A 26,206-nucleotide genomic window follows, 5' to 3' on the forward strand; every position below is an offset into this window, starting at 1 on the left:
GTAAACGCTTCGTGACTCGGCCACGATCGGGGGCGGCACGTTTGCGATGCGCGCTCTTCGAGGAACTTATCCGCAAACTGCACGGTACGTCAAGCGATAACGAGCATAATTTGCGCAGTTTCACGCAATTGTGTGCGTACTGTGACCAAATTCTACGCGCACGAATGCCACATCCGCCGGGTTGAGTGCATGAAAAATCCTGATCATCTATGTATTCGTGCCAGATCACGAGCAAGGCCGCTGGATGCCATCACGAGAAAAGAAATCTCACAAACCTTCGTCTGCGCGTTTTTATTCGTAAATGTGCGCGTTTTCGCGCAGAAGGTTTACAGTGGAATGATGGCGCAGCGAACATTCGTCAGAACAACCTCAGGGGAGCCACACGCATGTCCAGACAGCTAGAGATTGCCGAGATTCTCAAAGCTCAAGGGTTCCAGTCCGTCAACAGCCTCGCCACGCACTTTGCCGTGACCACCTCCACCATTCGGCGAGACCTGGAACGACTCGAATCGAAGTCGCTCATTCAGCGCACACACGGCGGAGCCATTCCCGTTGAGCCAGCGGATGCCTTCGACACGTTCACCGGTCCGCTGCACCACGCCGAGAAGTCGGCCATTGGGCAGGCCATGGCGGATCGCATTCTCGACGGCCAGATTGTGCTGCTCGATGGCGGAACGACCACGCTCGAGGTCGCCCGTCACCTTACAAAACGGCGCCTCACTGTGGTGACCAACGACCTGGCCGTGGCCATGGAAATCGCGCAGAAGCGGTCGGCGCACCTGGTGTTCATCGGCGGCGAGCTGCTCCCCGACGTATACACAATGTGGGGGCCCGCCTCCGTGCTGCAGCTCTCCAACCTGCGGGTGGATGTGGCCGTGTTTGGGGCAGACACCGTCTGCGACGACGGGCTGTACCACACGAGCAGCTACGAGGTGGAGCTCAAACGGCTGATGCGATCCATCGCCAAAGAGGCCTTCTTCGTGGCTGACAGTTCCAAGTTCGGTCGCGAGGCACTCTTCAAGGTTCTCGAGGTGAAAGACTTCACCGCCGGCATCACCGACGACCTTCTCGACCCCCTTCGCGCTTCCCAATTCCCTATCCCCATAATCCAAGTCCCCAAGCACCCCACCCTTTAGCCCCGCCCGCAGCTCCCCGCCCGCTGGTCGCCGCCGCCCCGCTGGTCGAGGAGCCGGCACGCTTTTCGGGAGTGTCTCGTTAACGGTGTTTCCGGCGTTTTTCATTAGTAGGTTTCTGCGTTCGGCCAGCGGTCTCGGAAGGTGATGGCGAACGCGTTGAGAGCTGGCTTCCACCGCATCGTCCAACGAGCTCGGCCCTCACCGATGGGGTCGAGACTTCGCGTGACCAGATACAAGCATTTCAGTGCGGCCTGCTCGCTGGGGAAATGCCCTCGAGCACGCACCGCCCGCCGGTACCGGGCGTTAAGCGACTCGATCGCATTGGTGGAGCAGATCGCCTGACGAATCTCGGGATCGTAGGACAAGAACGGAGTGAACTCTTCCCACGCCGATTCCCATAACCGGATGATCGCACCGTATTTATTGCCCCAGATCTCGGTCAGATCATCCAACGCCGCCCGCGCCGTGTCAACGGTCGGAGCGGTATAGATCGGTTTCACCGCTCGTTTCATCGCATCCCAACCCTTCTTGGCGGAGAGCGTGAACGTGTTCCAGATCAGGTGAATGATGCACGTCTGCACCGTGTCAACGGCCACACGTTCCCGACAACGTTCGGCAATCCTTTCAACCCGTCACAGACCAGGAAGAACGTGTCGGACACACCACGATTCTTGATATCGGTCAGGACAGACATCCAGAACTTGGCGCCCTCACCGCCAGTGCCGGCCCACAACCTGAGAATATCCTTATCGCCATCTAAAGTCGCGCCGATGGCCGCGTAGATCGCCGCGTAGACGCCGTCCAACGGGCGTGCCTGCCACGTCTGCATCTCCGCGATCACCTTGTCCGTGATGCGGGAAATGGTCTCTTTCGATACCTGCGCACCATAGATCTGGTTGTAGCGTGCGCTGATCTCCCCGGTCGTGAGGCCGCGGGCATACAACGACAGCACGATCTCATCGACCCCGGTCAAACGGCGTTGTCGTTTCGGCACGATCACCGGAGTGAACGTGGCGTCCATGTCGCGGGGCACCTGAATGGTCACCGGCCCTGTCGTGGGACTCATCACCGTTTTGGGCCGAGTCCCGTTGCGCCCGTTCGAGTCGTCGCGCTCGTCCGGGGCACGGTTCTTTTCATGGCCAAGGTGATCGGTCATTTCCTCGTTCAGCGCGGCCTCAAGAAATGTTTTCGTGAACTGGCCCAGCAGCCCATTCGGACCGTCCAGGGCCAAGCCTTGCTCCTTAGCCAGGCGCACCCATTCCTTCGCCGCCACCGCCTCACGGGTCGGCTCAGATTTCGTTTTTTCGTCACAGCATCAAGTGTCGTCATCACGGCACCGTACCCGCCAGACCCACGTCCAGCGCGTCAGGCCGGCAACACCGTTTAAGAGACAGTCCCACTCAGCCTCCCGTAAAAGACGCATTACTACGCGTTCGCAAGCGCCAGTGACACCGATAACGAGAAATGAAATCAGAAGATATCGACTTATGTGAGGTTCTCTTTCGAATGATTCTACGAATCAATGTAGCCGTGCGTCTTGACATGATTTCTGGGGCGGGGATACCGTGAAGAAGGTTACCTACCAAGAGTTTCTGTAGCGAGGATCATAATTGTGAGTGCATTGGGAAAGACACAACAACCGCCCTCGACTGTGAGTGCGCGGCCGGAACGTGAAATGTGGTCCGGGCGGAGAGTGTTCATTCTCGCTGCCATCGGGTCCGCCGTGGGACTGGGTAATATCTGGCGCTTCCCCTACGTTGCCTACGAAAACGGCGGCGGGGCGTTCATTATCCCGTACCTGGTCGCCTTGCTCACTGCCGGAATACCGCTACTCTTCCTCGATTATGCCATCGGGCACCGATTTCGTGGGTCACCGCCGCTGGCAATGCGGAGACTGCATCCCAAAGCCGAAGCCATTGGCTGGTGGCAAGTCGGAATCTGTTTCGTCATTGCTGTGTACTACGCGGTGATCATTGCCTGGGCCGGCATGTACTTCATATTCTCCTTCACCACCGCTTGGGGCGACGACGCAGCGGGTTTCTTTACCGGCGAGTTCCTCCAGGTCAGCGATCAGGTGAACCTGGGCTTCGACTTCGTGCCCTCCGTGCTCATTCCGCTGATTCTCGTGTGGGGCGTGGTTATCGCCATCCTCGCTTTGGGAGTGCAAAAGGGAATTGCCCGCTCCTCCATCGTGTTTATGCCGTTGCTGTTGATCATGTTCCTCATTCTGGTCGTCCAAGCGCTGTTCCTTGAGGGTGCCTGGACCGGACTGGACGCGTTTTTCACGCCGGACTGGACCCGGCTCGGTGACAGTTCTATCTGGGTGGCTGCCTATGGGCAGATCTTCTTCTCACTGTCGGTGGCCTTCGGGATCATGATCACGTATTCCTCCTACCTGCGGCGAAAAACCGATCTGACCGGTTCCGGGTTCGTCGTCGGCTTCGCCAATTCCGGCTTCGAACTGCTGGCCGGCATCGGGGTCTTCGCGGCCTTGGGATTCATGGCGGCATCGAGCGGGGTTGGTGTGGACGAAGTCGCTGTCAGCGGTATCGGTCTGGCATTCATTGCGTTCCCGACCATCATTGCGCAGGCGCCGGCGGGTGTTCTGTTGGGAGTGCTGTTCTTCGGTTCGCTTGTGTTCGCCGGTCTAACGTCGCTGATCAGTATCGTCGAAGTCATCATTGCCGCCGTTCAGGACAAGTTAGGCTGGCGGCGGGTGAAGGCAGTGCTGGTCGTCGGCATCCCTATTGCCCTGATATCGATCCTGCTGTTTCCAACGACGACGGGCCTGAACCTGCTCGATGTAACCGATGCCTTTGTCAATAGCTTCGGAATTGTAGCCGTCGCACTGGTGGCCGTAGTGGCGATGTCCGCTGGGTTCAGCGCTCTTCCCCGGCTGCGCGAACACATCAATGCAACGTCCTCGATTAAGCTGGGCCGCAGTTGGCAGATTTTCATCGGCGGTGTCACTCCGGTGGTCCTGGGTTACATCCTGATCGACACCGTCACCACCAGGATCAGCGAGGGCTACGGCGGTTTACCGGACTGGTTTGTCGGCGTCTTCGGCTGGGGCATGGTGATTGCCTTGGTGCTGATCGCCTACCTGCTCTCGAAGATTCCGTGGAGTCATCGATCCGCCGCTTATGAGAAAAATATCCATGAACCGATCCTGGACGCCGAACTCGATGCGAATAAATCCGCCGCGGATGAGACCATGGATCGCGAAACTCGCCTGCCCGAAACCGCCGCATCCGGATCCTCAGCGGGGGAAAGGAAGAACCCATGAGTACCTCCGCGATCGTCATGATGATCATCGCTCTGTTGGCCGTATGGGGAGGGCTGGGGATGGCCCTGCTCAATCTCAAACGGCATCCGGAAGCCATCGACGACGAGGAAGCCGACGCTGTTTTGCACGACGGCGCATCCGTGTCGCCACGACGGTAGGTTCGTGACCCGCAAAGTGACGTTGATTTGCCCGCGGCTGAGTCGGTTCGCCAGATCGGCTGTTCGCGGATAGTTCTTCAGCACGCCCCGCTGCCCGGAGCGGGCGACCTTTGTATGAGCTTGAGAAAGCGGGCTCGCGCGACGACGGCCGTGAGGAGCAGATTTTCTGAAAGCGACGAAAATTTGGCACCCGGACCCCTAAGCCACCTGTTCGCAATGCCACAAATTTGCGTTGTTCGGTGGCCGGGAGGGCGGTTCGACTGCGGCGTGCTTTGTCCCTCCGCCACGACAGGTTCCTGCTGCTGAGGTCCCCGTCGCGGCAGAGACCGTTGCTCGTGTAGAGGATCACGGCAGCAGGATGGTCCCAACGGGTATTCCACCGAACGAGAGCTCATCGGGGTATTCCGCGAAGACTTCAACCTTTGGGCGCAGTTTGCGCCGAATTGAGATTCGTAGAGCAGGTAGATGCCGAGTTGAACGTAGTCGACCTCGATGTCGTCAAAGAGGTTTTGGGTAGCGGGCAGGGTCGTTGACACCATCGTGTCGGCACGCAGGTTGTGGTGGACGGCGCGACAGAAGCTGCGCCAGCGATATCCGGATGCTGGCCCAGTCCCGTTGACCGTCCAGCGCGGCATCGGCCAAAGTGCGCCACACTATCTCCACGTTCGTCATCGCATACTCATAAAAATACGGAAGGCAGTATCGGTATTTACATGGACGAAGACAGTGGGTCTTGGATTCTTGATGTTGGCGGGAGCACTGCTCGAATCCCTTCCGGCGCACCGCTTAACCCCGTTCGCCACGTGTCGGACGGGGTGCTTTGTGTCTTTTATCGGCGGGGATAGAATCGGCATCATGTCCCTGCCGCGCTTTCTGTTTGCCGACCAGCTCGGTCCCCACTACGACGACGGTGGGCCCATTGTGCTGGTCGAGGCGGCTGCCGTTCTGGGGCGACGCACGTATCACCGGGCTAAAGCCCACCTCATCCTGAGCGCACTTCGCCACCGCGCGCGGGAGTTGGGTGATCGCGCAGAGTTTCTGCGAGCCGAGCACTACCGGGACGTGCTCAAGGGCCGTAATCTCGAGGTGATCAACCCCACCTCGTGGGGCGCACGCGCGCTGGTCGCAGAATTGGGCGCATCCGTTCTGCCGAGTCGAGGCTTCGTGACGAGCGAACAGGACTTCGCCAGTTGGGCCGACGGCCGGCCCGCATCCCGGCTTGTGATGGAGCAGTTCTACCGCCACGTGCGCACGACCACCGGCACACTTATGCGTGGCCCTGAGCCGGAGGGCGGGCGCTTCAACTTCGATCACGACAATCGACAGCCGCCACCGAAACGTGCGGCCAGTCTCGGCCTGCCCGACCCGTGGGCCCCGGTCGAAGACGACATCGACGAGGAGGTGCGCCGAGACCTTGACCGCCTCGTCGCCGAGGGCCGAGTGCACTTGATCGGAGCGGATGGCCCGCGCCGATTTGCGGCCACCCGCGAGGAAGCGCTCGCGGCGCTGGATGATTTCGTCGAAACGCGACTGTCGGACTTCGGGCCCTTCGAGGATGCCTCGCTGATCGGGGATAGCACGATGGCCCACTCGAGGTTGAGCGTCCCACTCAACCTCGGCCTCCTGCATCCGCAGGAAGTCATCGACGCGGTCGTCCTGGCGTACCACTCCGGTCAGGTTCCGTTGCCCAGCGCCGAGGCCGTGGTGCGCCAAATCATGGGCTGGCGGGACTGGGTCTGGCACCTGTACTGGCACCTCGGTGAGAACTACGTCGCGGAGAGCAATTTTCTTGGAGCCCACGAGCCGCTTCCGCCAGCGTTTCTGGAATTGAACGGTGCCGCCGTCGAAGCGCGGTGCTTGAGCCACGTGCTCGATGAGGTTTCCCGCACCGGGTACGCGCATCATATTCAGCGCCTCATGATTCTGGGCAACTGGTCATTGCAGCGAGGCTACGAACCGTCGGCACTGTCGGATTGGTTTATCAATGCCTTCGTCGACGGAACACCGTGGGTCATGCCGGCCAATGTTGTCGGCATGTCGCAGCACGCCGACGGCGGCATTGTCGCGACGAAGCCCTACGCCGCCGGTGGCGCCTATATCTCGAAGATGACTGATTTCTGCGGGGGCTGTCGGTTCAATCCGAAAATTCGGCTGGGTCCGGAGGCCTGCCCGTTCACGGCCGGATATTGGGCATTCCTGGATCGCGTGGAGCCGCGCATCCGCGGTAATCACCGCATGGCCCAGCCGCTCGCCGGCCTGAGGCGTCTTGTGGACCGCGACGAGGTTGTGGCTCAGGAGCGCACGCGCACGGACTGGTAGGGACTATCCGGCGAAGGCGGTGCTCGGCAGGTCGCGTTCGCCGGAGATGATCGCGTCGACGACGCGTCGGGCGACATCCGCTGGCTGATAGCCGGTAGGTAGTGGCGGTGCTGACCCCTGGATCGGTCGGGTGGCCAGTCCCGTTTCGGTATGGCCGGGTCGTGCATCAAGAAAGCGGATGCCGTCCCGTCGCATCTCCCGGCCCGCCGCTTGCGCGAAGGCCGCGAGGGCTGCCTTCGAGGCCGAGTATGCCGCCATGTTCGCGGTTGGGCGCTCGCTCACAATGCCGCTGAGCGTGACAAAGAACGGATCACGATGCCCGCCGGATGATTCGGTCAGAGCGGGACGGGCGGCCCGGAGCAGGCGCATCGGTGCCGCCGCGTTCACCGCCATCAGCGTATCTATTGTTTCGTCAGCGACATCCGCTAGGGGGCCGAACGCTACGACTCCGGCGGCGTTGATGATTCCGTCGAGGCGGCCGTGTGCGGCTAGGGCGGCGGACACGAGCTGTGCGGCCGTGCTCGGATCACTCAGGTCGCCAGTGACCGTCGCTCCAAAGATGCCGAGTTCGGCGAGACGCTCAGCGCTGCGCCCGTGCAGGGTGAGCAGAGCGCCCTCTTCGCTCAGAAGCTGGGCAATTTCGCGGCCCAAGCCACCGGTAGCGCCGACGATAAGAACGGATGAACCGGAGAGGGAAGCCATGGCTTCATGATAAACGAGATGCTGAGTGCTTGCGCAAGATTAGGGTTTCCGTCCCCAAGTTGGGATAGCATCGACCAAAGCGAGCATTTCTCAACTTGTCGGCGTTCGTTTTGTTCCCAGGGACCGGTACGTGGTTGCACCCGATTTTCTCGCCGGGCAATGTTCGGGCGCACGGTGAGGAAGGCATTCCTGCGAGGGGCTGCCTCGGTGGGACGAGGGGTAGGGCCCTCGTTCCATCGCCCGACCTTTCGATGGCCGGCGTGGGTTAAACGTCGAGTGTTGGGTCCTCGTCACGCTCGCCAGGGCAGTCGACGCGCAGCTTGTCGCACAGTGCGGCGAGCTGCAGCAGTTCGGCCTGAGTCAGGGACTCGCCAATGCGCTCGGTGATCGCGCCCATGTGCATAACAGCGACCCGTCGAAACAGAGCCAGGCCTGCCTCGGTGAGCTCGATGATCGCGCCGCGCCCGTCGCTCGGGTCGCTGAGCTTGTGTAGATATCCGCGCGACACGAGCCGATCAACGAGGCGACTCACGCTCGGCTGAGTCAACAGCACGTGCTGATTGAGATCACGCAAGCGGATGCGTCGCTCCGGCTGCCGAGACAGGTTGAACATCACGTCGTACTCGTTGAGCGAAATCTCCTTGGACGGAAAATTCGCGGCCAGGCTGCGCATGATGGCCACCTGGGCGCGAAACAGCGATTCCCACGCGCCCACCGCGATTGTTCGATCCACCACCTGCGGCTCCTAACCTCGTTCTATCAAGGATAGAGACTCGGCGGGGCAGGCCGGGCCAGGGTCGGTGGCTGGGCCGGGAGCATCCGCTTGCTGAGAAAAAACGGATGCCGTGCATGAAACTCGCAGGTGATTTTCTGGCCCAAAGGTGGCGCCCGTTACCTATTCGTTATATGTTTTAGGTGCGTCAACCGTTTGCTGTGGCGGACGACGTGAAATGTGATTGCAGGACACTCTTGGTGCAAGGGAAGAGGGTCAGTCGTAGCCTCTGCGACTGGCCCTCAGTCCTTTTAACCGGCAGCACGTGAGCGGCCGTTCAGAACAGGTCGGGGCTCGGCGTGGTCGACTGGCGGATAGCGACGTCCGCGTGGCGGTCGAAGCGGTAGCCGACACCGCGCACTGTGCGCACGATGTCTTCGTAGCGGCCGAGCTTGGAGCGCAGACGGCGAACATGCACGTCGATGGTGCGTTCGTTCGGGGTGTCTTCCTCGTCGGCGGAGTTCCACAGCGACGAAATGATTTCGGCCCGGTCAATGGTGCGGCCCTCACGCAGCACGAGGTACTGCAGCAGCTCGAACTCCTTGTAGGTCAGTGCTGCCGTCTCGTTATCGAGAATGACGCGCTTGCGGGAGATGTCGACGACGACACCGCTGCGGGCTCGGTCGAGTTCTTCGGGCTCGGCGCGGTGGGCGGCGAGTGCGGCCGGATCCTGCAGGGCCAGGCGCACGACGTCAACGTCGCGGCCGCCGGCGCCCTGGGGGGCCAAAGCGACGGCGGCGTAGGTCTCGGACGAGGGGGCGATGTCGGCGGCGAGGGCCTTGAGCGCCTCGACGATGCGGTTCAGGCTTGTGCCGGCCGCGGCCGCCTTGGCTTCATCGATGCCGACGTAGAGCACGAAGCCGCGAGCCTCGGTGCCGCTGGGCACGGCGCGAATGCGGGGGGTGGCCACCGGCGGGGCCAGGGTCAGGTCGGGGCGGTTGAACGTGGGGCGAGTGGCGTGGATGTGTGCGAGAGACATGGGAGAGGTCCTTGACTGTTCGATCGACGGGAGCCCGACGGATGCGCGAAGCGCCTATTCCGTGCCTGAGACTCGAGGTGTGGCCCGTGGGGCCGGAAGGCGAATGCATCGAAAAGCATTCGGGGCGTCAGCCTGAACTGTCAGGCAGTGAACGCGAGGGGGAAAGTCGCGGTTAGCGGCACATTCGGCAACAGCGGATGGCGGGGGTGCCGGCCATCATCCTGGCGGCAGTCCCGGGGGCCTCGAGGGAGGTCAGGGGGCGTGCGCTGGTTGTCATAACTGTGAGTAAAGCGGAATGTGACGCCGCGTGTCAATTTGGCGTCGCGGTAAGTCACCGAATGACGTGCAACACGTTCGCAGCGTGCTGCCCGTTTAGGCGATTCCGTGCAAAATCACGTCTTTGTGAAATATTGCATGACGAAACGTGGATTGATCAAAGATTATTGATGTGACCCGGGCCTAGCGTGTCGTCGGTCGCAGGACCTGCATGAAATCAGACCAGGCCGTACAATCGGTCGCCCGCATCACCGAGGCCGGGCACGATGTAGCCCAGCTCGTTCAGCTTCTCGTCGACGGCGCCCAGCACGATCGTCACTTCGCGGCCGGCCAGTGCCGCCTCGACGGCGGCGAGGCCTTCCGGGGCCGCCAGAATGCAAATGGCCGTCACGTCGACCGCGCCGCGGTCGAATAAAAAGTTGATCGCGGCGATGAGCGAGCCGCCGGTGGCGAGCATCGGGTCGAGTACGAAACACTGCCGATCCGACAGATCGTCGGGCAGGCGTTCGGCGTAGGTCGTCGGCTGCAGCGTCTCTTCGTTGCGGGCCATTCCGAGAAAACCAACCTCGGCGGTCGGCAACAGCTTGACCATACCTTCCAGCATTCCCAGGCCGGCGCGCAGAATCGGCACGACGAGCGGCTTTGGGTCGCTGATCCGCACGCCCTGCGCCGCCGATACGGGGGTCTGCACGGTCACGGCTTCCACCCGTACGCCGCGCGTACCTTCATAGGCGAGCAGCGTCATGAGCTCTTCGACCAGCGATCGGAACAGCGGCGACGGCGTGTCCTTGTCGCGGAGCACGGTGAGCTTGTGCGTGATGAGCGGGTGGTCGGCAACGTGGACTCGCATAGGCTCGATTCTACTAGACGGGTTGAGGTGAGACATGGGTGCACGAGACCAACACGATGAGTGGATGCTGCTGGCCCTGACCGAGGCGCGCGCCGCCCTGGCTTCCGACGACGTGCCAGTCGGCGCCATCATCGTCGACAGCGCGGGCCAGGTGATCGGCCGGGGCCGCAACGAGCGCGAACTGCACCAGGACCCCACCCTGCACGCCGAGGTCGTCGCCATTCGCCAGGCCGCCGCGCACACCGGGGACTGGCACCTGACCGAATGCACCCTGATCGTCACGCTCGAACCCTGCGTCATGTGCTCCGGCGCCATCCTCGCCGCCCGGCTGCCCACGGTCGTCTTCGGCGCCTGGGATGAAAAAGCGGGAGCGGCCGGGTCGGTCTACGACGTGCTGCGCGACCGCCGACTCAACCACCGGGTCGAGGTCTTCGCTGGCGTCAACGAGGTCGAGTGCGGCACCATTCTGCGGGAATTCTTCGAGGATCCGGCGCGCAGAAGCCGGCGCTGAGTCCTACTCGAGTCCCTTGATCACGAAGCTGTCGGTCGGCGGGTCGGCCAGGTTCGGGTCGAAGTAGATATCCGGCTCGAGATAGATGGTGCGGACCAACGGCACGGCGGCTCGAATGCGGGTCTCCACGGCGTTGATATTCGCGGCGACGTCGGTAAAGCGGTGGTCGCCGTCAAAGGCGAGTTTGGCGCCGACCAGAATCTCGTCCGGGCCGAGATAGAGGGTCTTGAGGTGAATGATGCGCCTGGTCTCCGGGCCGTCGAGAATGGCCGCCTCGATGGCATCGAGATCTCTCCTGCTGGCGCCTTCGCCGACCAGCAGGCTCTTGGTCTCAATGCCGAGAATGATCGCGACGAGCACGAGCAGCGCGCCAATGGCGAGCGTGCCGATCGCATCCCAGATCGGCTCGTCGGTGATGATGGTCAGGCCGACACCCACGAAGGCGAAGGCCAGGCCGGTGAGCGCCGCGACATCTTCGAGCAGTACGACGGGCAGCTCGGGCGCCCTCGCGTGCCGCACGAACTGCACCCAGCTCTGCTTCCCTCGCACATGGTTCGATTCCCGAATCGCGGTGCGCAGCGAATAGCCTTCGAGGACCATGGCGATAGTGAGCACCAGAATCGGTAGCCAGACATTTTCGAGCGGATGCGGGTGCTGCAGCTTGTCGAAACCCTCATAGAGCGAGAACACACCGCCGATCGAGAACAGGATGATCGACACCACGAAGGCGTAGACGTAGCGTTCGCGCCCATAGCCGAACGGATGCTCCAGGTCGGCCCGCTTTTTCGCCTTGCGACCACCGAGCAGCAGGAGCAACTGGTTGCCGGCATCCGCTACCGAGTGCACCGCCTCCGCCAGCATCGAGGAGGAGCCGGAAAAAGCCCAGGCCACGAACTTGGTGATGGCAATGCCCAGATTGGCCGCGAAGGCCGCCACGATTGCCTTGTTTCCGCCCGATGCGCTCATGGGATCATCTTAGAACCGGCGCCAGCTGGCGGAGGCTGCGCTCAGGTGGGGCGTTTTGGGCACCTCGATGACGGAAAAAGTAGACTGATCGGATGACTTCTTCCCCGAATGTGACTCTGCCCACGATCGCCTTCCTCGGCGCCGGCTCCATGGCTCGCGCCATTCTGGCCGGCCTGCTGAAGCCCGGCGTCACCGTTGAGGGCGGTATTCGCGTCACCAACCGCACCGCGGTCAAGGCCGCCGAGCTGGCCGACACCGACGGTGTCACCGCCTACGCGACCGAAATCGACGCTGACGCGAACCTCAAAGCCATCGACGGCGCCCAGATCGTCATCATCGCCGTCAAGCCGTACATGGTCGCCGATCTGCTGGCGGAAATCGGCACGTCGCTCGCTCCCGGCACGCTCGTGCTGAGCGTCGCGGCCGGCGTCACCATCGACACCTTCGAATCGCTCCTGCCCAGCACCGTGCACGTCATCCGCACCATGCCGAACACGCCCGCCGTCGTCGGCATGGCCGTCACCGGCATCAGCGCTGGCACCCGATCGACCGACGCTGACCTCGAACTCACCCGTGCCCTGTTCGCGACCGTCGGCGACGTTCTGGTCGTTCCCGAGAGCAAGCTCGACGCCCTCAGTACCATCAGCGGCTCCGGCCCCGCGTACGTGTTCTACCTGATCGAGCAGCTCACCGAAACGGCCATCGCCAAGGGGTTCACGCCCGAAGAAGCGGCCATCATGGTCAACGGAACCTTCCTCGGTGCGAGCTCGCTGCTCGCCGTTTCGGACAAGTCGCCGAGCGAACTGCGCCGCCTGGTCACAAGTCCGGCCGGCACCACCGAGCGCGCCGTCTGGGAGCTCGAAAAGGGTGGCCTCAAGGAACTCTTCGACACCGCAACGGATGCCGCCCTGGCGCGTGCGAAGGAACTCGCCGCCTCCTAGCGCCTACAGCCCCTCGGCGATGGCGGCCGTCGCCTGCAGCCAGGCTGAGCGGGTGCGGGGCGCCAGCGCGTCGACGTTGAGCGGTCCGCCGCCGACCAGCGAAGCGTCGTAGGGAACGTCGACGACGGTGCGGGTGAGCTGGCGAAAGTGGTCGTGCAGGCGCGCGGACAACTGCTCATCCGCGGTCTTCGACGGTGAAGCGAGTACGGTCACCGCCTGGGCGACCTTGTCGGCGTGCCCCTTCTGGCGCAGGCCGTCGAGCAGCGAGGCTGCACCGTAACCGGTGTCCTCGCGGATGGTCGAGACGATCACGAGCTGGTCGGAGGTCTCCACGGCCGCCTCCCAGTTACTGGCCCGCATGTTGTTGCCGGTGTCGATGACGAGCACCCGGTAGAAGCGGCTGAGCGTTGTATGCAGTTTGCGGAATGCGACATCGTCGATGCTCGCCGCTCCGGCCGGATCGAGGTCGGAGGCGAGTGCATCGAACTGGGCGTCGCCCTGCGACCGTACATAGTTGTCGAGGTCGCCCACCCGGGAGCGAGCATCACCGAAGCGATCCAGGTCGCGCAGCAGATCGACGGCCGTATTGGTGTGCCGAGCGGCCTGGGCGCGTACGCCCAGGGTTCCCATGGTCTCGTTGTTGTCCCAGGCGAGGGTATAGCCGCCGCGATAGATGCCGAACGTTGCCGCAATGAGCAGCGTTGCGGTTGTTTTGTGCGCCCCGCCCTTGGGGTTGAGGACCACGATCGTGCGGGGGCCGTTCAGACTGCGCTGCACGGCGCTGATGGCGCTGCGCTGCATCTGCTCGGTGGGACTCGGCGCGAGCGAGACCAGCCCGCCGGTGAGGCGGCGCATGGCGCCCTGCCAGCCGTGCTCGGCCGGACCGGTCGGTGCCGGCGGCCGCGAGCTCAGAAAATCGGCGAGGTTGGGCGGGACGGTGGTCGATGTCGCGGCGGCCGCGGCAGCGGGCGAGGTAACGAATGGCGAGGTGGCTGGACGTGATGTGACCGGCACCGATGTGACCGGCACCGATGTGACCGGCACCGATGTGACCGGCGCTGACGCGACTGGCAGCGACGGTGTCCGCTCTGCTCCGCCGACGGATGCCCGCGGCTCCACGGCAACAGCCAGAGGAGCGAGCAGGGATTCGAACAGGCTGACGGGTTCATCGTCGGGTTCATCGGCGGCGGCTTCTGCGGCGGGCGGCTGCAGCAGCGCAGCAAACGGGGTGCGCGCATCCGCTTCGATCGGCACGGCAGGCCGCGGCGAATTGTTCTGCACGGGGAGCGGCACGGTGTGCGCGGGCTTGGGATGCCGCCCGACGACGACCGGTCCGGCGGACTCGACGCGTCCGTTCGGGTGCACCGTCAGCGGCCAGTCGCCCTGCTCGTCGCTGACCTGCAGCAGCACAGACTGCCCGCGGGTGCGGGCAGTCTCGACGACGAGACCGATGATCTCCTCGCGCACGCCGGCCTCATCGTTGCCGGTCACCGTGCGCGTTGCGCCGTTGATGGTGACCTCGCCCGTCGTATCGGTTTGCACTTCGGCGATGATGTCAGCGGTGGTGTCAGGCACCGTGAATCCGGCCTCGGGCGCAACGGTATCGGGGAGCGCGGGAACGTTTCGTGACATGGATGAGCCTTTCCGTCCTCGGACATGACGCCACAGGCAGCCTCGCCGAGCTGCGACGAGTTATATCCGTAGTAGGAGAATAGCCGGTCGCCGTCCACGAATTGGAGGATTATTCACCGAATCCGGGTGCATTCCGCCAGAACGGATGCGGATCGGCTAAGATCCGAGCGCCGCGAACCGCTCGATGTCGGCTTCGGCGCCCGACACGATGATGAGGTCGTGGTTGGAGACCACCGTCTCAGCGGTGGCATAGGTGAACGGCTTTCCCGGACTCTTCACGCCGACCACCGTGACGTTGTACTTGCGACGCACGCCGGAGTCAACCAGGTTGAGGCCGCGGATCTGCTTCGGCGGGTACATTTTCACGAGGGCGAAGTCATCATCAAACTCGATGAAGTCGAGCATGCGACCCGACACGAGGTGGGCAACGCGTTCCCCGGCCTCGGCCTCGGGGTAGATCACGTGGTTAGCGCCGATGCGTTCGAGGATCTTGCCGTGTGACTTGGAAATGGCCTTGGCCCAGATCTGCGGGATCTTCAGGTCAACCAGGTTCGCCACGATGAGCACGCTCGCTTCGACCGAGGCACCGGTTGCGCAGACGGCGATGGAGAAGTCCTGGGCGCCGATTTGCTGCAGCGCCTCGAGGGAGCGGGCATCCGCTTGCACAGCGTGGGTGACTCGCTCCGACCATTTCTGCACCAGCGCCTCACTCGTGTCGACCACGAGCACTTCGCGGCCGAGACGGTCGAGCTGGCCGGCTGTGGCAGCACCGAAACGCCCGAGCCCGACGATCAGTACGGGAGCGTCGTGTTTGATGCGATCAACCAACGATGGGCCTCTCTTTTGGGTGTTTGAACAGTTGCCTGCTCTGCCTTGCGGCCAATGCTGCCGCGAGAATCACTGTACCAACCCGGCCCATGAACATCGTGGCCGCCATCACGTACACGCCTTCCGGTAAACCACCACGCCGAAAATCAACAGGGCGATCGAGCGGTTCGACGGCCAGCGAGCCTGGCCAAAGTTGCCTGACTGAACGGACTACCCAATGATCGGGCGTTCTTCCGGGAGCGAGTAGAGAACATTGCGTTGTTTGAGCGCAAGGGCAGCAGCCAGACCGATCGGGCCAATCCGGCCGGCCAGCATGAGGAGGCTAAGCACGTATTTTCCCGCCGGGTGCAGCTCTTCGCTGAGCCCAACAGACAGGCCGCAGGTAGCGAAAGCGGAGATAACTTCGAAGAGGATGCGATCCAGCGGCTCATCGCTGATCATCATGATGAGCCCGGTCGCCACGAGCACGAGCGTGGCGCCTAGGAATGTGACACTGATGGCGAGCCGCAGGGTGCCGTCGGGAATCGTCCGTCCGCCGATCATGACGCGCCTATCGCCACGCGCTTCCGCGACGATGGCGAGGAAGAGGACCGCGAGCGTGACCACTTTGATGCCTCCCGCAGTCGATGCGGATCCGCCACCGACAAACATCAATGCGTCCGTCATGAGGAGGGTGATCGGGTTCGATTCGCTCGTGTCCGTGATGGCGAATCCGCCGGAACGCATCATGGTCGAGGCGAATAAGGCGTGGAAGAGCTTGTCCGGGATGCTGAGGTGTTCGATTGACCGTTCATTTCCCCATTCCATGGCTCCCCAGGCAACCGCTCCGGCGATGAGCAGAAGTGTGGTCGTGCCGAGGGTTAGCTTGGTGTGCAGGGTCCAGCGCTTTCTATTCCACTTGTGTTGGATCAAGGTCAGATACACGGGGAAGCCGAAACTTCCGACGAATACTCCAATCATGATCGGGGTCAGAATCCAGTAGTCGCCATCGAACTGGCCGAGGCCGCCCGCATGCGAGACGAAGCCGGCGTTGTTGAACGAGGAGATTCCGTAGAAGAGTCCGTGCCAGACGCCTTCCCACCAGTTGTCTTCGATCATCACGAACCGTGGGATCAGGACTGCCACGAGTGCCGCTTCGATCGCTAGCGTGGTCAGCACCACGGTGCGAAGCAGACTGCCGACCTCACCGAGCCTCGACGTGCCGAGGCTCTGCTGAACGAAGACCTTGTCGCCGAGGCCCAGGTGCCGAGTAACCGCCCGCGCCAGGAGCAAGGCAATCGTGACAATGCCGAGCCCACCAATCTGGATAGCGAGCAGAATCATCGCCTGTCCGAAGAAAGACCAGTGAGTTGCTGTGTCCAGCGTCGTCAGGCCCGTCACTGTCACGGCCGAGACGGCGGTGAAAATGGCATCGGGCAGGGGCGTCCGGTTCCCATCTGCCGCAGCGATCGGAAGAGACAAGACGATGGCGAAGAAAAGAGCGGCCGCGACGAAGATGAGTGCTGCGGCCCGGGAGGGCGAACGCTTCACGAACTCGCGGATCAGGGACCGAGGCTCCTGCGTTTGACTTGGTTCGGAGTGGGCGTGGTGCATGGGGATTCTCCGCTCGACGATGAGGGTCGCTGACCAAACTCGTCGACACTCTAATGACTAAATTAAGCCGCAGGTATCGATCCGGCCCGCCATCGGTCCGAGAGTCGTGACCTTGGTGCGCAACTGCCAACGATATCGATCAGGGCAAGCTCATTAATACCGTGTGTAAACAATAACGCCCTCACGCGGTCCCGGATGCGCACCAAAATAGAGAGTGGGTGGGGGAGGGACGGCCCTGTCCCGGTTCTCGACAACACCAAGAACCCCCGATTGACCTGCGACCTGTGCCAGTTTGACATGGTACTACCCAGCGGTGGTTTTTACCCAGTACGAATGACTACCCTGAGGGTATGGCAGACATCTTCACCGTGGTGGCAGACTCGGCGCGACGCGACATTTTGCGCATCCTCTTGGAGCGGGCTGATCCCGCCGGCGAGCCCGGGAGCGCGGGGCGCAGCGAACTGAGCGTGTCCGACATCGTCGGTCATCTCGGGCTGAGCCAGCCGACTGTCTCCAAGCACCTCAAGGTGCTGCGTGAAGCCGGTCTGGTCACCGTGCGCGAAGACGGGCAACACCGCTTCTACCGACTGGAATATTCGCCGCTCGAGGAGATCGAGGATTGGCTGATCCCGTTCCTCAGCGTCGACTTCGATCAGGCCGTCAAGACCGCCGATCTGGAGGGTGAGGGGTTGAAAGACGAGCAGCGCGCCTTCGCCTCGGCCATCGGCAAGGCTTTCGCCGACGCCTCGCAGATGTCCCAGGTGGTCAAGGATGCGACCGCGAAGAAGTGGCGCAGAAACGGTTGAAATCGGGCGTTTCGCGTTCCCACGACCGGCCCGATCCGACGGTTGAGTAGTTGGAGAGCGTTTTGTCCGATAGAATGGTGTTTTCGTGTCAGTCGCGGGCCCCGCGACTAAACCAATACTTGTGAGGTCCGTGTGGGTTCTGTAATTAAGAAGCGACGCAAGCGTATGGCGAAGAAGAAGCACCGCAAGCTGCTTCGCAAGACTCGCCACCAGCGTCGTAATAAGAAGTAGAACGACTCCTCGTTGTTCTGTGAGCAAAGCGCTAGCCCTTCGGGACTGGCGCTTTTTGCTTGCCTGAGAGACGGCTGGGCGGAGGAGTGTTCCTGCGCGTTGCACCGGTAGCATAGCGTCGATGTGCCATTACCCCGAATGGGGGTGGCGGTGCCATGGTGCGCGGCATCACTATTGATGGAAAACGTGGGCGTTAGCGTCCGAGAGGCTACACCCGTGAACCACGCTCCCTCGGCGCTCTTGCGTCGATGTACTGCTGCCATAATCATCCCGCTGCTGGTGCTTGCTGGGATTATACTGCCTACCAGCACTTTCACGGCACAAGCGGCCAGCGCGGCCGCCACGCTCGCGGTGAGCGCGCAAGGCGCTGCCATGGCTGCGGATCCCGCTGATCCCCGCCAATCAGTGATCGTGCAGGCGGCGTCATCCGCTGCCGGCGTCGCCCTCGCCGAGGCTCAGAGCCGAGCGGGCGTCAGGATTGACAACCGCTACCGCGCGGCATTCGCTGGTTTCTCGGCCAAGCTCACCGCGGCCCAAATCGCGCACTTGCGCAGCAGCCCCCTGGTCGAGCGGGTCGAGCTGGATACCGCAACTCACATCGACACCTTGCAGCCGGATGCCCCATGGGGACTAGACCGCATCGACCAGCGTTCTTCGGCTCTTTCTGGCACCTACGACTACGGAACGTCAGGGGCTGGCGTGACGGTCTATGTGATCGACTCGGGAATCCGGCTTACCCACACCGAGTTCGGTGGCCGTGCGACGAGCGGCTATGACTTCGTCGATGATGACAGCGACGCCGGCGATTGCAACGGCCACGGCACGCATGTCAGCGGCACCATTGGCGGTACGACCTACGGTATTGCGAAGTCCGTGAGCATGGTCGCCCTCCGCGTCTTCGACTGCGGAGGGAGCGGCTACGTCTCGGACCTGATCGCTGCCGTTGACTGGGTCGTTACCTACCGGTCAGGCCCCTCGGTCATTAACATTAGCGGCGGCGGCGAGTCCAACGCCCTGCTGGACGAGGCAGTGGAAAACGCCTCGGCAGCCGGCGTGCCGGTCGTCGTCGCTGCGGGCAACAGGTCGCAGGACTCGTGCGGTACCGCCTCTCCGGCCGAGACGCCCGCGGCGATCACCGTCGGCGCAACCGACGAGGGCGACTACCGGTCGAGCTACTCCAATTTCGGGGAGTGCGTCGACCTGTTTGCCCCCGGTAGCGGGGTTCGCTCCAGCTTCATCGGGTCGGATACTGACAGTACGCTGATGAGCGGTACATCCATGGCAGCGCCCCATGTTGCTGGTGCCGTAGCGCGGTACCTACAGGTCAGCGCGTCGTCAACTCCCGCGCAAATCGACGACTTTCTTTCCGCACAGGCAACGCAGGGGGTGGTCTTCGACGCTCGGTCAACGAGCAACTATCTGCTCTACGTCTCGCCGGGGAACAGCGACGTCTCGCTGGGGAACAGCGACGTCACCCCGCCGACCGTGACTAGCCGGGTGCCGGTCGTCAATGCACGGTCGATCAGCCAGACGGCGAACATCTCGGCGACGTTTAGCGAACCGGTCATCAATGTGACGGCGAGCTCGTTCTCACTGCGCTCCCAAACGGCAACGGTAGCTGCGGCCGTGACCTACGCCTCGGGGACAAACGTCGCCACGCTCAACCCGTCGTCGACCCTCGCAGCGGACACGCTCTATACCGTGACCGTGACCGGTGTGCGTGACATTGCCGGCAACGTGATCGCCGGCACGAGCTGGTCGTTTCAGTCGGGTCCGGCACCCACGATCATCGCGGCGGTCCCCAGAACGGATGCCCGCGCAATCAGCCGGACCGCCAACGTCACGGTCACCTTCAGTGAGCCGGTGACGAAGGTTTCGACGACCACGATCACGATGAAGACGGGAACGACGCTCGTGCCAGCGGCCGTCACGTATGACGCGACAACCCGCACGGCGACCCTCAACCCCACAGCCACCCTCGGCGCCGACAGACTCTTCTCGGTCAACGTGTCTGGCCTGCTGGACGCCGTCGGCAACCCGTTAGTGCCCACCTCCTGGTCGTTCACGTCGGGGCCGGTACCCACTATTACCAGTGTCAGCCCGGCATCGGGGGCGACATCCGTTAGCCGTACCGCCAACGCGACGGCGACCTTCAGCGAAGCGATCATCGGCGTGAGTTCGTCAACGGTAAAATTGACGAATGCTTCGACCGGCACGGTTATTACGGCAGTGAGGAACTTCAATTCGACGACGAAAGTTCTCACGATCAATCCCTCCGTGACGCTCGCGTCCAACACGCTGTACCGGGTGACGATTACGGGCGGTACCAGTGCGGTGCGGGATGCGGCCGGCAACCCCCTTGCAACGAAAACCTGGACGTTCCGAACCGGTAGTTCCATCTAACAGAGCATGGTCTAGTCGAGTAACCGCGGCCTCGTAGGCTAGACCCATGCCCACCGCACACCTCACCCTGATCGGCAAGCCCGGTTGTCACCTCTGCGACGACGCACGCGACGTGGTCGGCAGCGTTGTGGCCAAGCTCGCCGATGACGCATCGGCCCTCACTATCACGCTCGAGGAACGTTCCATTCTCGATGACGCCGAGTTGCACGACCTCTACCTGGAGGACATCCCGGTGCTCCTCATTAACGGCCAGGTGCACAATTACTGGCGCATCGATCCGGTGCGCCTGCGCACCGCCCTACTGGAGGTCTCATGACCATTCGTCACATCGTCTGCTGGAAACTCAGCGCTCTCACCCCGCGCAAGAAGGCCGACGACGCGGCCCAGATCGCTGCCGACTTGAACGCCCTCGTCGGGGTTGTGCCCGAGATTCGCGCGTTGACGGTGGGGCCGGATGTTGCCGGCAACGAGAACTGGGACGTCGCGCTGATCGCCGACTTCGACGACCTCGAGGCCCTCGACCGCTACCAGAAGCACCCGGAGCACAAGAAGGCTGGTGCGTTCATCCGTACCGTCGTCGCCGACCGCCTGGCGGTCGACCTCGAGGTCTAGTTGATCCTTACGGCTCGAGGCGGGTCGGGCCGCGGAACAGGTAGGTGACCTCGCGAATCGACGCCTGGTGCAGCATGAGCATCAGTACGCGCGCGAGGCCCATGCCGAACCCTCCGTGCGAGGGTACGCCGTAGCGGAAGAAGTCCAGGTAGCCCTCAATCTCCTTCGGGTCGAGGCCCTTCTCGATCGCCTGCGCTTCGAGTACCTCGATGCGGTGCTCGCGCTGGGCTCCGGTCGAGATCTCGGTGCCGTTGAAGATGAGGTCGTAGCTCTTGGTAATCGACGCGTCGCCCTCGTGACGCATGTGATAAAACGGGCGAATGCTCGAGGCGTAGTCGGTGAGGAACACGAATTCGTGTCCGTACTTCTCGGCCACGTAGGCGGCGATCTGGCGCTCGCCCTCCGGGTCCATGTCGTCGTCGTCGCGGGGAACCTCGTAGCCGCGGCTCTTCACGATCTCCTTGGCCTCGGCCAGCGGGATGCGCGGGAACGGCGTGCTCGGAACGGTCACCTCGACGTCGAACAGGGCCTTGACCTCGTCGCCGTGCCGGGCCTTGACGGCGGTGAAGCCGGCGACCATGAGGTCTTCGTGCAGCTGCATGACGTCGTCGTGGCTGTTGATCCAGCTGATCTCGGAGTCAACACTGGTGAACTCGGTGGCGTGGCGGCTCGTGAACGAGGGGTCGGCGCGGAATGCCGGGCCGACCTCGAAGATCTTGCCGAAGCCGGCCGACTGCGCCATCTGCTTGAAGAACTGCGGGCTCTGCGCGAGGTACGCCTTCGTCTCGAAGTAGCCCACCTCGAACAGTTCGGCGCGACTCTCGCTCGCGCTGGCCATGAGTTTGGGGGTGTGCAGCTCGATGAAGTCGTGCTCGATCCAGTACGTGCGCAGCGCGTGCTCGAACGTGGTCTGAATGCGGAAGATGAGGTTCTGCTTCGGGTTGCGCAGGTCGAGGAAGCGCCAGTCCATGCGCTTGTCGAGGCTCGAGTCGGCCGCGATCGGCGTCTCGGGGATGGCGGCCGACACGACGGTGAGGGTGGCCAGCTTGATTTCGATGCCGCCGAGCTTGACCCGCTCGTCGTGCTTGAGCGCACCGGTCACCGTCACGAAGGTGCCCTGGGCGAGACCCGAGATACTGGTCGCCGGCTCGTCGGCGACGACCTGGCCATCGGCATCCGTTGTGCGGGGATTGACCAGCTGCACGGCGCCGGATTCGTCGCGCAGTACGACGAATTGCACTTTTTTCTGGTCTCGAACGGTATCGACCCAACCGGACACCGATACGGGGCCGTCGTCGAGAGCGGACAGGTTCTTGATTAATACGCGCGAAGTCACTGTTCGAGCTTAGCCGGAGCCGCCCAAGGTCCCCGCCGAGGGGAGCCCGGTGTAGAAGTATTGAAGTTGCTGCCGATCGTGGATGACCTCGCCCGGAGCATCAGCATCGTTGACGTCTGAGCGCTCTCACGGCGGTTTCAAGGCTGGGGCCTCCGTAGACTAGTCGGGTGGTAGCCAGTCAAGTGCATCTCGTGCGTCACGGTGAGGTCTTCAACCCCGAACGCGTGCTCTACGGACGGCTGCCGAACTACCGGTTGTCCGAGCAGGGTGTGCTCATGGCCGCCACCGCCGCCGCCGAACTGGTCGAGCGCGGCCGCCCGGTTGTGCGCGTGATCGCCTCGCCGCTGCAGCGAGCGCAGGAATCGGCCGCACCGATCGCCGCCGCCTTTGGGCTGCCGGTCGACAGCGAGGAACGCATTATCGAACCGACCAACGCATTCGAAGGCAAGCGGATGCGCGGTTCAGACGGCGCGCTGCGCGACCCCCGCAACTGGCCGGCTTTGGTCAACCCGCTCCGGCCGAGCTGGGGCGAACCGTTTCGGGCTGTCTCGAAGCGGATGCTCGCGGCGATCGATGACGCCTGGAACTCGGTCGACGAGGGCGATGTTGTGCTGGTCAGCCACCAGCTGCCGATCTGGATGGTGCACCGCTCCCTCGCCCATGAACGACTCGCCCACGACCCGCGCAACCGGCGGTGCGATCTGTCGAGCATCACGACGCTGTCCTGGCGCGGCGACCACTTCGCTGAAACCGGTTATGCCAGCCCGGCCGCAGAACTTCTCGATCCGAGCAACGACGTGGGTGCCGTATGAGCCGCGTGAAGAGTCGCCGGGTCGCCCCGCTGTTGGCCGGTCTCGCCGCAGCCGCATTGTTGCTCGCCGGCTGCTCCTCTGACCCGCTCGCCGAGCAGTACCGCGAGGGCTCGAGCAAGGGCTTCATCGCCGGCGACGGCAGCGTCACCGAGATCCCCCTCGAAAGCCGCGGCGAGGCCATCGAGTTCTCCGGCGTGACCGAGACCGGTGAAACAGTCACCAGCGCCGACAAGCTTGGCGAGGTTCTGGTCGTCAATTTCTGGTACGCGAGCTGCGCGCCGTGCCGGGCCGAGGCATCCGATCTGCAAAGCATCAACGCGCAATTCGAAAATGAGGGCGCGAGTTTTCTCGGAGTCAACGTGCGGGACCAGGCGCCGAACGCGATCGCGTTCAACGAGACCTACAGCGTGACGTACCCCTCGGTGCTCGACGTCGACACCGGCGCCATGCAGCTCGCCTTCAGCGGCAGCATCCCGCCGAACGCGGTGCCCACCACACTCGTGCTCGACGCCGAAGGCCGGGTTGCCGCCCGCATTCTCGGCCAGGTCACCTCGCCCTCCATTCTGGAAACCCTGATTCGCGACACGATCGCGGAGACTGGCGCGATCATTGATAGCGGCACCGGCGAGTGAACAATCCCTTCGGAGAGATCGTCTTCAGCGGGCAGCTGCTCTTCGCTATTCCCATCGCGCTCCTGGCCGGGCTGGTGTCGTTCGCCTCCCCGTGCATTTTGCCGCTCGTACCCGGCTACCTCGCCTACATCGGCGGCTTCACCGACGGGCGCACCGGAACCTCCAAACGGGATCGGCGCGGCCGCAACCGGCTGCTGGCCGGGGTCGGCCTGTTCGTGCTCGGCTTCACCGTGGTGTTCGTGCTCACTGGCGTCGTTTTCGGCGCGGCCGGATTCTGGCTCAACTCCTACCGCGACCTGATCACCCGGATCGCCGGCGTCGTGGTCATTCTGCTCGGCCTGGTCTTCGTCGGCCAGTTCGGTGCGATGCAGCGCACCATCAAAACCAGTTGGCGCCCCAAGATGGGCCTGGCCGGAGCGCCCCTGCTCGGCGCGGTGTTCGCGGTCGGCTGGACGCCGTGCACCGGCCCGACCCTCACCGCCATCAACTCCCTCAGCCTTGGCACCGGCTCACCCTGGCAGGGCGGTCTGCTCGCGTTGTTCTATTCCCTCGGCCTCGGTATTCCGTTCCTGTTGATCGCCCTCGGCCTCAACTGGGCCACCGGATCGGTCGCATTCCTGAAACGGCATATACGTGCCATCAACCTGTTCGGCGGCGTTTTGCTCGTCGTTATCGGAGTCCTCATGGTGACCGGCATCTGGAATGCCTGGCTCCTCGACCTGCAAGGGGTGATTGGCAGCTTTGTCCCGGCCATCTGACCACTACGATTCCCGCCCGCAGACACCGGGGGTCGTGCAGCCCAAGCTCGGCCTGACCGGCTGGCTGCGCTGGTTCTGGCGTCAGCTCACGAGTATGCGCACCGCCCTGTTTCTGCTGCTGATGCTCGCCATCGCCGCCATTCCCGGATCGCTAGTGCCGCAGCGCAGCTCAGACCCGAACGGCGTCACCCAGTACTTTGCCGACAACCCCGACCTGGCACCGGTCCTCGACCAGCTGCAAGCCTTCGACGTGTACACCTCGGCCTGGTTCTCGGCGATCTACCTGCTGCTGTTTATCTCGCTCATCGGCTGCGTCATTCCGCGCACCAAACACCATTTTCTGGCCCTGCGCGCGAAGCCGCCGACCACTCCGGCCCGGCTCTCCCGCCTGTCGGGTTTCATCGAGCATGACGCGCCGGCTGAAACGGATGCCTCCGCCGCCATCACCCACGCCCGCACCCTTCTGAAATCCAGCGGCTACCGCGTCGCTCGGTTCGAGGCTGAGGGGGAGTCATCGGTCTCGGCCGAACGCGGCTACCTGCGCGAGACCGGGAACCTGATCTTTCACGGCGCCCTGGTAGGCGTTCTGGTCACCGTCGGATTCGGCGGCGGCTACGGCTTCAGCGGCCAGCGCGTGCTGGTCGAAGGCCAGACTTTCGTGAACACTCTGCTCGCGTACGACTCCTTCAACCCTGGACGTTTCTTCGACGACGGAACCCTCGACCCCTACACCCTGAGCCTCGACGACTTCGCGGTGGCCTACGAGCAGCTCAACCTGCAGGCCTACGGCCAGCCGATCGACTTCACCGCCGACGTGACCGTTACTCCCAAGGGCGCAGAAGCGGAGCCCAGCGTGGTTAAGGTCAATGGGCCGCTGCGCACGAATGGCACGAGCATCTACCTGCTCGGCAACGGCTACGCACCGACCATTCAGGTCACGGCCCCCGACGGCACCGTGGTGTTCTCCGATTCGGTACCGTTTCTGCCGCAGGACGCCAACCTCACCTCGCTCGGTATCGTCAAGGTGCCAGACGGTCTGGCCGAACAGCTCGGCATGATCGGTTTCTTCTATCCCACCCAGGACAAGGCCGAGTCCGGGGCGAACTTCTCCAGCTACCCCGACCTCGAGTATCCGCTGCTCACCCTGAACGTGTACACCGGCGACCTCGGTCTCGATGACGGCGTACCGACATCCGTTTATGCCCTCGTCACCGACGATCTGACCCAGCAGAACGGCGGCTCCACCGGTGTCGACTCGATCGAACTCAAGCCGGGCGAGTCCACCGAGCTGCCGAATGACCTCGGCACGGTCAGCTTCATCGACAACGACCCGGCAGCCTCGGCTGCCGGCGATCTCAAGCAGTCGGTTCCGCGCTTTGCCAGCTTCGACATTCACCACGATCCGACCCAGATCTGGCTGATCTCCTTCTCCGCACTCGTGCTGTTCGGCCTGTTCACCGGACTGCTCGTGCCGCGTCGCCGAGTCTGGGTGAAGGCGACCACGCGTGCCGATGGAACGGTTCACCTCGAATATGCCGGCCTCGCCCGTGGTGACGACCCAGCCCTCGGCAGCGCCGTCACGGCCCTGGCCGACCGACATCTGAAACTGCTCAAGTCCCACCAACCCATCGTCGCCACCCCCGAAACGACTTAGGCTTAGATCGTGA

The 26,206-nt window shown here is 63.2% G+C and carries 24 protein-coding genes and 1 pseudogene; 15 read left to right on the forward strand and 10 right to left on the reverse strand.

The genetic code is table 11. The features are described from left to right. Positions 1-386 precede the first annotated feature (386 nt). Positions 387-1,136, forward strand: a complete 750-nt coding sequence (locus tag E3T41_RS01930; protein ID WP_092448447.1) for a DeoR/GlpR family DNA-binding transcription regulator — start codon at positions 387-389, stop codon at positions 1,134-1,136. 104 nt (positions 1,137-1,240) lie between these two features. Here E3T41_RS01930 and E3T41_RS01935 read toward each other — a convergent pair. After that, positions 1,241-2,409: pseudogene (locus tag E3T41_RS01935) on the reverse strand (IS256 family transposase). A gap of 402 nt (positions 2,410-2,811) precedes the next feature. Between E3T41_RS01935 and E3T41_RS01940 the strand changes: the two are divergent. The 3 genes from E3T41_RS01940 to E3T41_RS01950 all read left to right on the forward strand — a co-directional run bounded on the left by E3T41_RS01940 (position 2,812) and on the right by E3T41_RS01950 (position 6,899). Continuing rightward, a complete protein-coding gene (locus tag E3T41_RS01940; protein ID WP_092448446.1) occupies positions 2,812-4,422 on the forward strand; it encodes a sodium-dependent transporter in 1,611 nt (536 codons plus the stop codon). After that, positions 4,419-4,580 carry a methionine/alanine import family NSS transporter small subunit gene (locus E3T41_RS01945; protein WP_092448445.1) on the forward strand — a complete coding sequence of 54 codons (162 nt, stop codon included), beginning with the start codon at positions 4,419-4,421 and terminating at the stop codon, positions 4,578-4,580. The genes E3T41_RS01940 and E3T41_RS01945 overlap by 4 nt, the downstream gene beginning before the upstream one ends. Before the next feature lie 855 nt (positions 4,581-5,435). Beyond that, the gene (locus E3T41_RS01950; RefSeq protein ID WP_092448444.1) at positions 5,436-6,899 is read left to right on the forward strand and encodes a cryptochrome/photolyase family protein; all 1,464 of its coding nucleotides are present in this window, start codon (positions 5,436-5,438) and stop codon (positions 6,897-6,899) included. Between the two features lie 3 nt (positions 6,900-6,902). Here the strand turns inward: E3T41_RS01950 and E3T41_RS01955 are convergent, their stop codons facing one another. The 4 genes from E3T41_RS01955 to upp form a co-directional block, all read right to left on the reverse strand. Beyond that, complete coding sequence (locus E3T41_RS01955) at positions 6,903-7,601, reverse strand: SDR family oxidoreductase (RefSeq protein WP_134477080.1); 699 nt, start codon at positions 7,599-7,601, stop codon at positions 6,903-6,905. Between the two features lie 265 nt (positions 7,602-7,866). Then, positions 7,867-8,274, reverse strand: coding sequence for a MarR family winged helix-turn-helix transcriptional regulator (locus tag E3T41_RS01960; RefSeq protein ID WP_092448488.1), 408 nt, complete (start codon positions 8,272-8,274; stop codon positions 7,867-7,869). 376 nt (positions 8,275-8,650) lie between these two features. Beyond that, positions 8,651-9,352 carry a winged helix-turn-helix domain-containing protein gene (locus E3T41_RS01965; RefSeq protein ID WP_092448442.1) on the reverse strand — a complete coding sequence of 234 codons (702 nt, stop codon included), beginning with the start codon at positions 9,350-9,352 and terminating at the stop codon, positions 8,651-8,653. Positions 9,353-9,845: 493 nt separating this feature from the next. Next, entirely contained in the window at positions 9,846-10,478 is a 633-nt protein-coding gene (gene upp / locus E3T41_RS01970; RefSeq protein WP_104131635.1) for a uracil phosphoribosyltransferase, read from the reverse strand. A gap of 34 nt (positions 10,479-10,512) precedes the next feature. On the opposite strand from upp, the gene tadA reads away from it, so the two are divergent. Beyond that, positions 10,513-10,989 carry a tRNA adenosine(34) deaminase TadA gene (gene tadA / locus E3T41_RS01975; protein ID WP_206750280.1) on the forward strand — a complete coding sequence of 159 codons (477 nt, stop codon included), beginning with the start codon at positions 10,513-10,515 and terminating at the stop codon, positions 10,987-10,989. A 3-nt stretch (positions 10,990-10,992) separates the two neighbouring features. Here the strand turns inward: tadA and E3T41_RS01980 are convergent, their stop codons facing one another. Beyond that, complete coding sequence (locus E3T41_RS01980; protein ID WP_134477083.1) at positions 10,993-11,955, reverse strand: cation diffusion facilitator family transporter; 963 nt, start codon at positions 11,953-11,955, stop codon at positions 10,993-10,995. A 92-nt stretch (positions 11,956-12,047) separates the two neighbouring features. Here E3T41_RS01980 and proC point away from each other — a divergent pair, with 92 nt between their 5' ends. Continuing rightward, positions 12,048-12,896: a pyrroline-5-carboxylate reductase gene (gene proC / locus E3T41_RS01985; protein ID WP_134477086.1), complete on the forward strand. Its 849-nt coding sequence runs from the start codon at positions 12,048-12,050 to the stop codon at positions 12,894-12,896. 3 nt (positions 12,897-12,899) lie between these two features. Here proC and E3T41_RS01990 read toward each other — a convergent pair whose 3' ends face one another. The 3 genes from E3T41_RS01990 to E3T41_RS02000 form a co-directional block, all read right to left on the reverse strand. After that, a complete protein-coding gene (locus E3T41_RS01990) occupies positions 12,900-14,528 on the reverse strand; it encodes a chromosome partitioning protein (RefSeq protein WP_241990996.1) in 1,629 nt (542 codons plus the stop codon). Positions 14,529-14,684: 156 nt separating this feature from the next. After that, positions 14,685-15,356, reverse strand: a complete 672-nt coding sequence (locus tag E3T41_RS01995) for a TrkA family potassium uptake protein (RefSeq protein WP_092448437.1) — start codon at positions 15,354-15,356, stop codon at positions 14,685-14,687. A gap of 210 nt (positions 15,357-15,566) precedes the next feature. Next, a complete protein-coding gene (locus tag E3T41_RS02000; protein ID WP_233194913.1) occupies positions 15,567-16,886 on the reverse strand; it encodes a TrkH family potassium uptake protein in 1,320 nt (439 codons plus the stop codon). A 413-nt stretch (positions 16,887-17,299) separates the two neighbouring features. On the opposite strand from E3T41_RS02000, the gene E3T41_RS02005 reads away from it, so the two are divergent. From E3T41_RS02005 to E3T41_RS02025, 5 genes are all read left to right on the forward strand, one after another. Beyond that, on the forward strand, positions 17,300-17,755 hold the full coding sequence (locus tag E3T41_RS02005; protein ID WP_092448435.1) for a helix-turn-helix transcriptional regulator: 456 nt from the start codon (positions 17,300-17,302) through the stop codon (positions 17,753-17,755). A 132-nt stretch (positions 17,756-17,887) separates the two neighbouring features. Continuing rightward, entirely contained in the window at positions 17,888-17,986 is a 99-nt protein-coding gene (locus E3T41_RS02010) for a 30S ribosomal protein bS22 (protein ID WP_003792170.1), read from the forward strand. Between the two features lie 372 nt (positions 17,987-18,358). Beyond that, entirely contained in the window at positions 18,359-20,389 is a 2,031-nt protein-coding gene (locus E3T41_RS02015; protein WP_166787512.1) for an Ig-like domain-containing protein, read from the forward strand. 46 nt (positions 20,390-20,435) lie between these two features. After that, the gene (locus E3T41_RS02020; protein WP_092448433.1) at positions 20,436-20,705 is read left to right on the forward strand and encodes a glutaredoxin family protein; all 270 of its coding nucleotides are present in this window, start codon (positions 20,436-20,438) and stop codon (positions 20,703-20,705) included. Continuing rightward, positions 20,702-21,001, forward strand: a complete 300-nt coding sequence (locus tag E3T41_RS02025) for a Dabb family protein (RefSeq protein WP_092448432.1) — start codon at positions 20,702-20,704, stop codon at positions 20,999-21,001. Before E3T41_RS02020 ends, E3T41_RS02025 begins: the two co-directional genes overlap by 4 nt. A 7-nt stretch (positions 21,002-21,008) precedes the next feature. Here E3T41_RS02025 and aspS read toward each other — a convergent pair whose 3' ends face one another. Then, on the reverse strand, positions 21,009-22,337 hold the full coding sequence (gene aspS, locus E3T41_RS02030) for an aspartate--tRNA(Asn) ligase (RefSeq protein ID WP_104131640.1): 1,329 nt from the start codon (positions 22,335-22,337) through the stop codon (positions 21,009-21,011). 167 nt (positions 22,338-22,504) lie between these two features. Here aspS and E3T41_RS02035 point away from each other — a divergent pair, with 167 nt between their 5' ends. From E3T41_RS02035 to E3T41_RS02050, 4 genes are read left to right on the forward strand one after another with little or no spacing between them, the layout of a single operon-like run. After that, positions 22,505-23,149, forward strand: a complete 645-nt coding sequence (locus E3T41_RS02035; protein ID WP_104131641.1) for a histidine phosphatase family protein — start codon at positions 22,505-22,507, stop codon at positions 23,147-23,149. Further along, positions 23,146-23,781: a TlpA disulfide reductase family protein gene (locus E3T41_RS02040; RefSeq protein WP_092448429.1), complete on the forward strand. Its 636-nt coding sequence runs from the start codon at positions 23,146-23,148 to the stop codon at positions 23,779-23,781. Before E3T41_RS02035 ends, E3T41_RS02040 begins: the two co-directional genes overlap by 4 nt. Next, complete coding sequence (locus E3T41_RS02045) at positions 23,778-24,539, forward strand: cytochrome c biogenesis CcdA family protein (protein WP_092448428.1); 762 nt, start codon at positions 23,778-23,780, stop codon at positions 24,537-24,539. The genes E3T41_RS02040 and E3T41_RS02045 overlap by 4 nt, the downstream gene beginning before the upstream one ends. Then, positions 24,523-26,193 carry a cytochrome c biogenesis protein ResB gene (locus E3T41_RS02050; protein WP_092448427.1) on the forward strand — a complete coding sequence of 557 codons (1,671 nt, stop codon included), beginning with the start codon at positions 24,523-24,525 and terminating at the stop codon, positions 26,191-26,193. Before E3T41_RS02045 ends, E3T41_RS02050 begins: the two co-directional genes overlap by 17 nt. Positions 26,194-26,206 lie beyond the last annotated feature (13 nt).

It is taken from the genome of Cryobacterium sp. Hh38, from assembly GCF_004403235.1.
GTDB classification, from domain to species: Bacteria; Actinomycetota; Actinomycetes; order Actinomycetales; family Microbacteriaceae; genus Cryobacterium; species Cryobacterium levicorallinum.

What these genes read in the sequence shown, in the direction of transcription:
- E3T41_RS01960 (WP_092448488.1), bottom strand. Translation starts at nt 8,274, where the DNA reads ATGCGCAGCCTGGCCGCGAATTTTCCGTCCAAGGAGATTTCGCTCAAC.
- E3T41_RS01940 (WP_092448446.1), top strand. Translation starts at nt 2,812, where the DNA reads ATGTGGTCCGGGCGGAGAGTGTTCATTCTCGCTGCCATCGGGTCCGCC.
- E3T41_RS01965 (WP_092448442.1), bottom strand. Translation starts at nt 9,352, where the DNA reads ATGTCTCTCGCACACATCCACGCCACTCGCCCCACGTTCAACCGCCCC.
- E3T41_RS01945 (WP_092448445.1), top strand. Translation starts at nt 4,419, where the DNA reads ATGAGTACCTCCGCGATCGTCATGATGATCATCGCTCTGTTGGCCGTA.
- E3T41_RS02040 (WP_092448429.1), top strand. Translation starts at nt 23,146, where the DNA reads ATGAGCCGCGTGAAGAGTCGCCGGGTCGCCCCGCTGTTGGCCGGTCTC.
- E3T41_RS02020 (WP_092448433.1), top strand. Translation starts at nt 20,436, where the DNA reads ATGCCCACCGCACACCTCACCCTGATCGGCAAGCCCGGTTGTCACCTC.
- E3T41_RS01955 (WP_134477080.1), bottom strand. Translation starts at nt 7,601, where the DNA reads ATGGCTTCCCTCTCCGGTTCATCCGTTCTTATCGTCGGCGCTACCGGT.
- E3T41_RS02005 (WP_092448435.1), top strand. Translation starts at nt 17,300, where the DNA reads ATGGCAGACATCTTCACCGTGGTGGCAGACTCGGCGCGACGCGACATT.
- tadA (WP_206750280.1), top strand. Translation starts at nt 10,513, where the DNA reads ATGGGTGCACGAGACCAACACGATGAGTGGATGCTGCTGGCCCTGACC.
- E3T41_RS02015 (WP_166787512.1), top strand. Translation starts at nt 18,359, where the DNA reads ATGGCTGCGGATCCCGCTGATCCCCGCCAATCAGTGATCGTGCAGGCG.
- upp (WP_104131635.1), bottom strand. Translation starts at nt 10,478, where the DNA reads ATGCGAGTCCACGTTGCCGACCACCCGCTCATCACGCACAAGCTCACC.
- E3T41_RS02025 (WP_092448432.1), top strand. Translation starts at nt 20,702, where the DNA reads ATGACCATTCGTCACATCGTCTGCTGGAAACTCAGCGCTCTCACCCCG.
- E3T41_RS01950 (WP_092448444.1), top strand. Translation starts at nt 5,436, where the DNA reads ATGTCCCTGCCGCGCTTTCTGTTTGCCGACCAGCTCGGTCCCCACTAC.
- E3T41_RS01980 (WP_134477083.1), bottom strand. Translation starts at nt 11,955, where the DNA reads ATGAGCGCATCGGGCGGAAACAAGGCAATCGTGGCGGCCTTCGCGGCC.
- proC (WP_134477086.1), top strand. Translation starts at nt 12,048, where the DNA reads ATGACTTCTTCCCCGAATGTGACTCTGCCCACGATCGCCTTCCTCGGC.
- E3T41_RS01930 (WP_092448447.1), top strand. Translation starts at nt 387, where the DNA reads ATGTCCAGACAGCTAGAGATTGCCGAGATTCTCAAAGCTCAAGGGTTC.
- E3T41_RS01990 (WP_241990996.1), bottom strand. Translation starts at nt 14,528, where the DNA reads ATGTCACGAAACGTTCCCGCGCTCCCCGATACCGTTGCGCCCGAGGCC.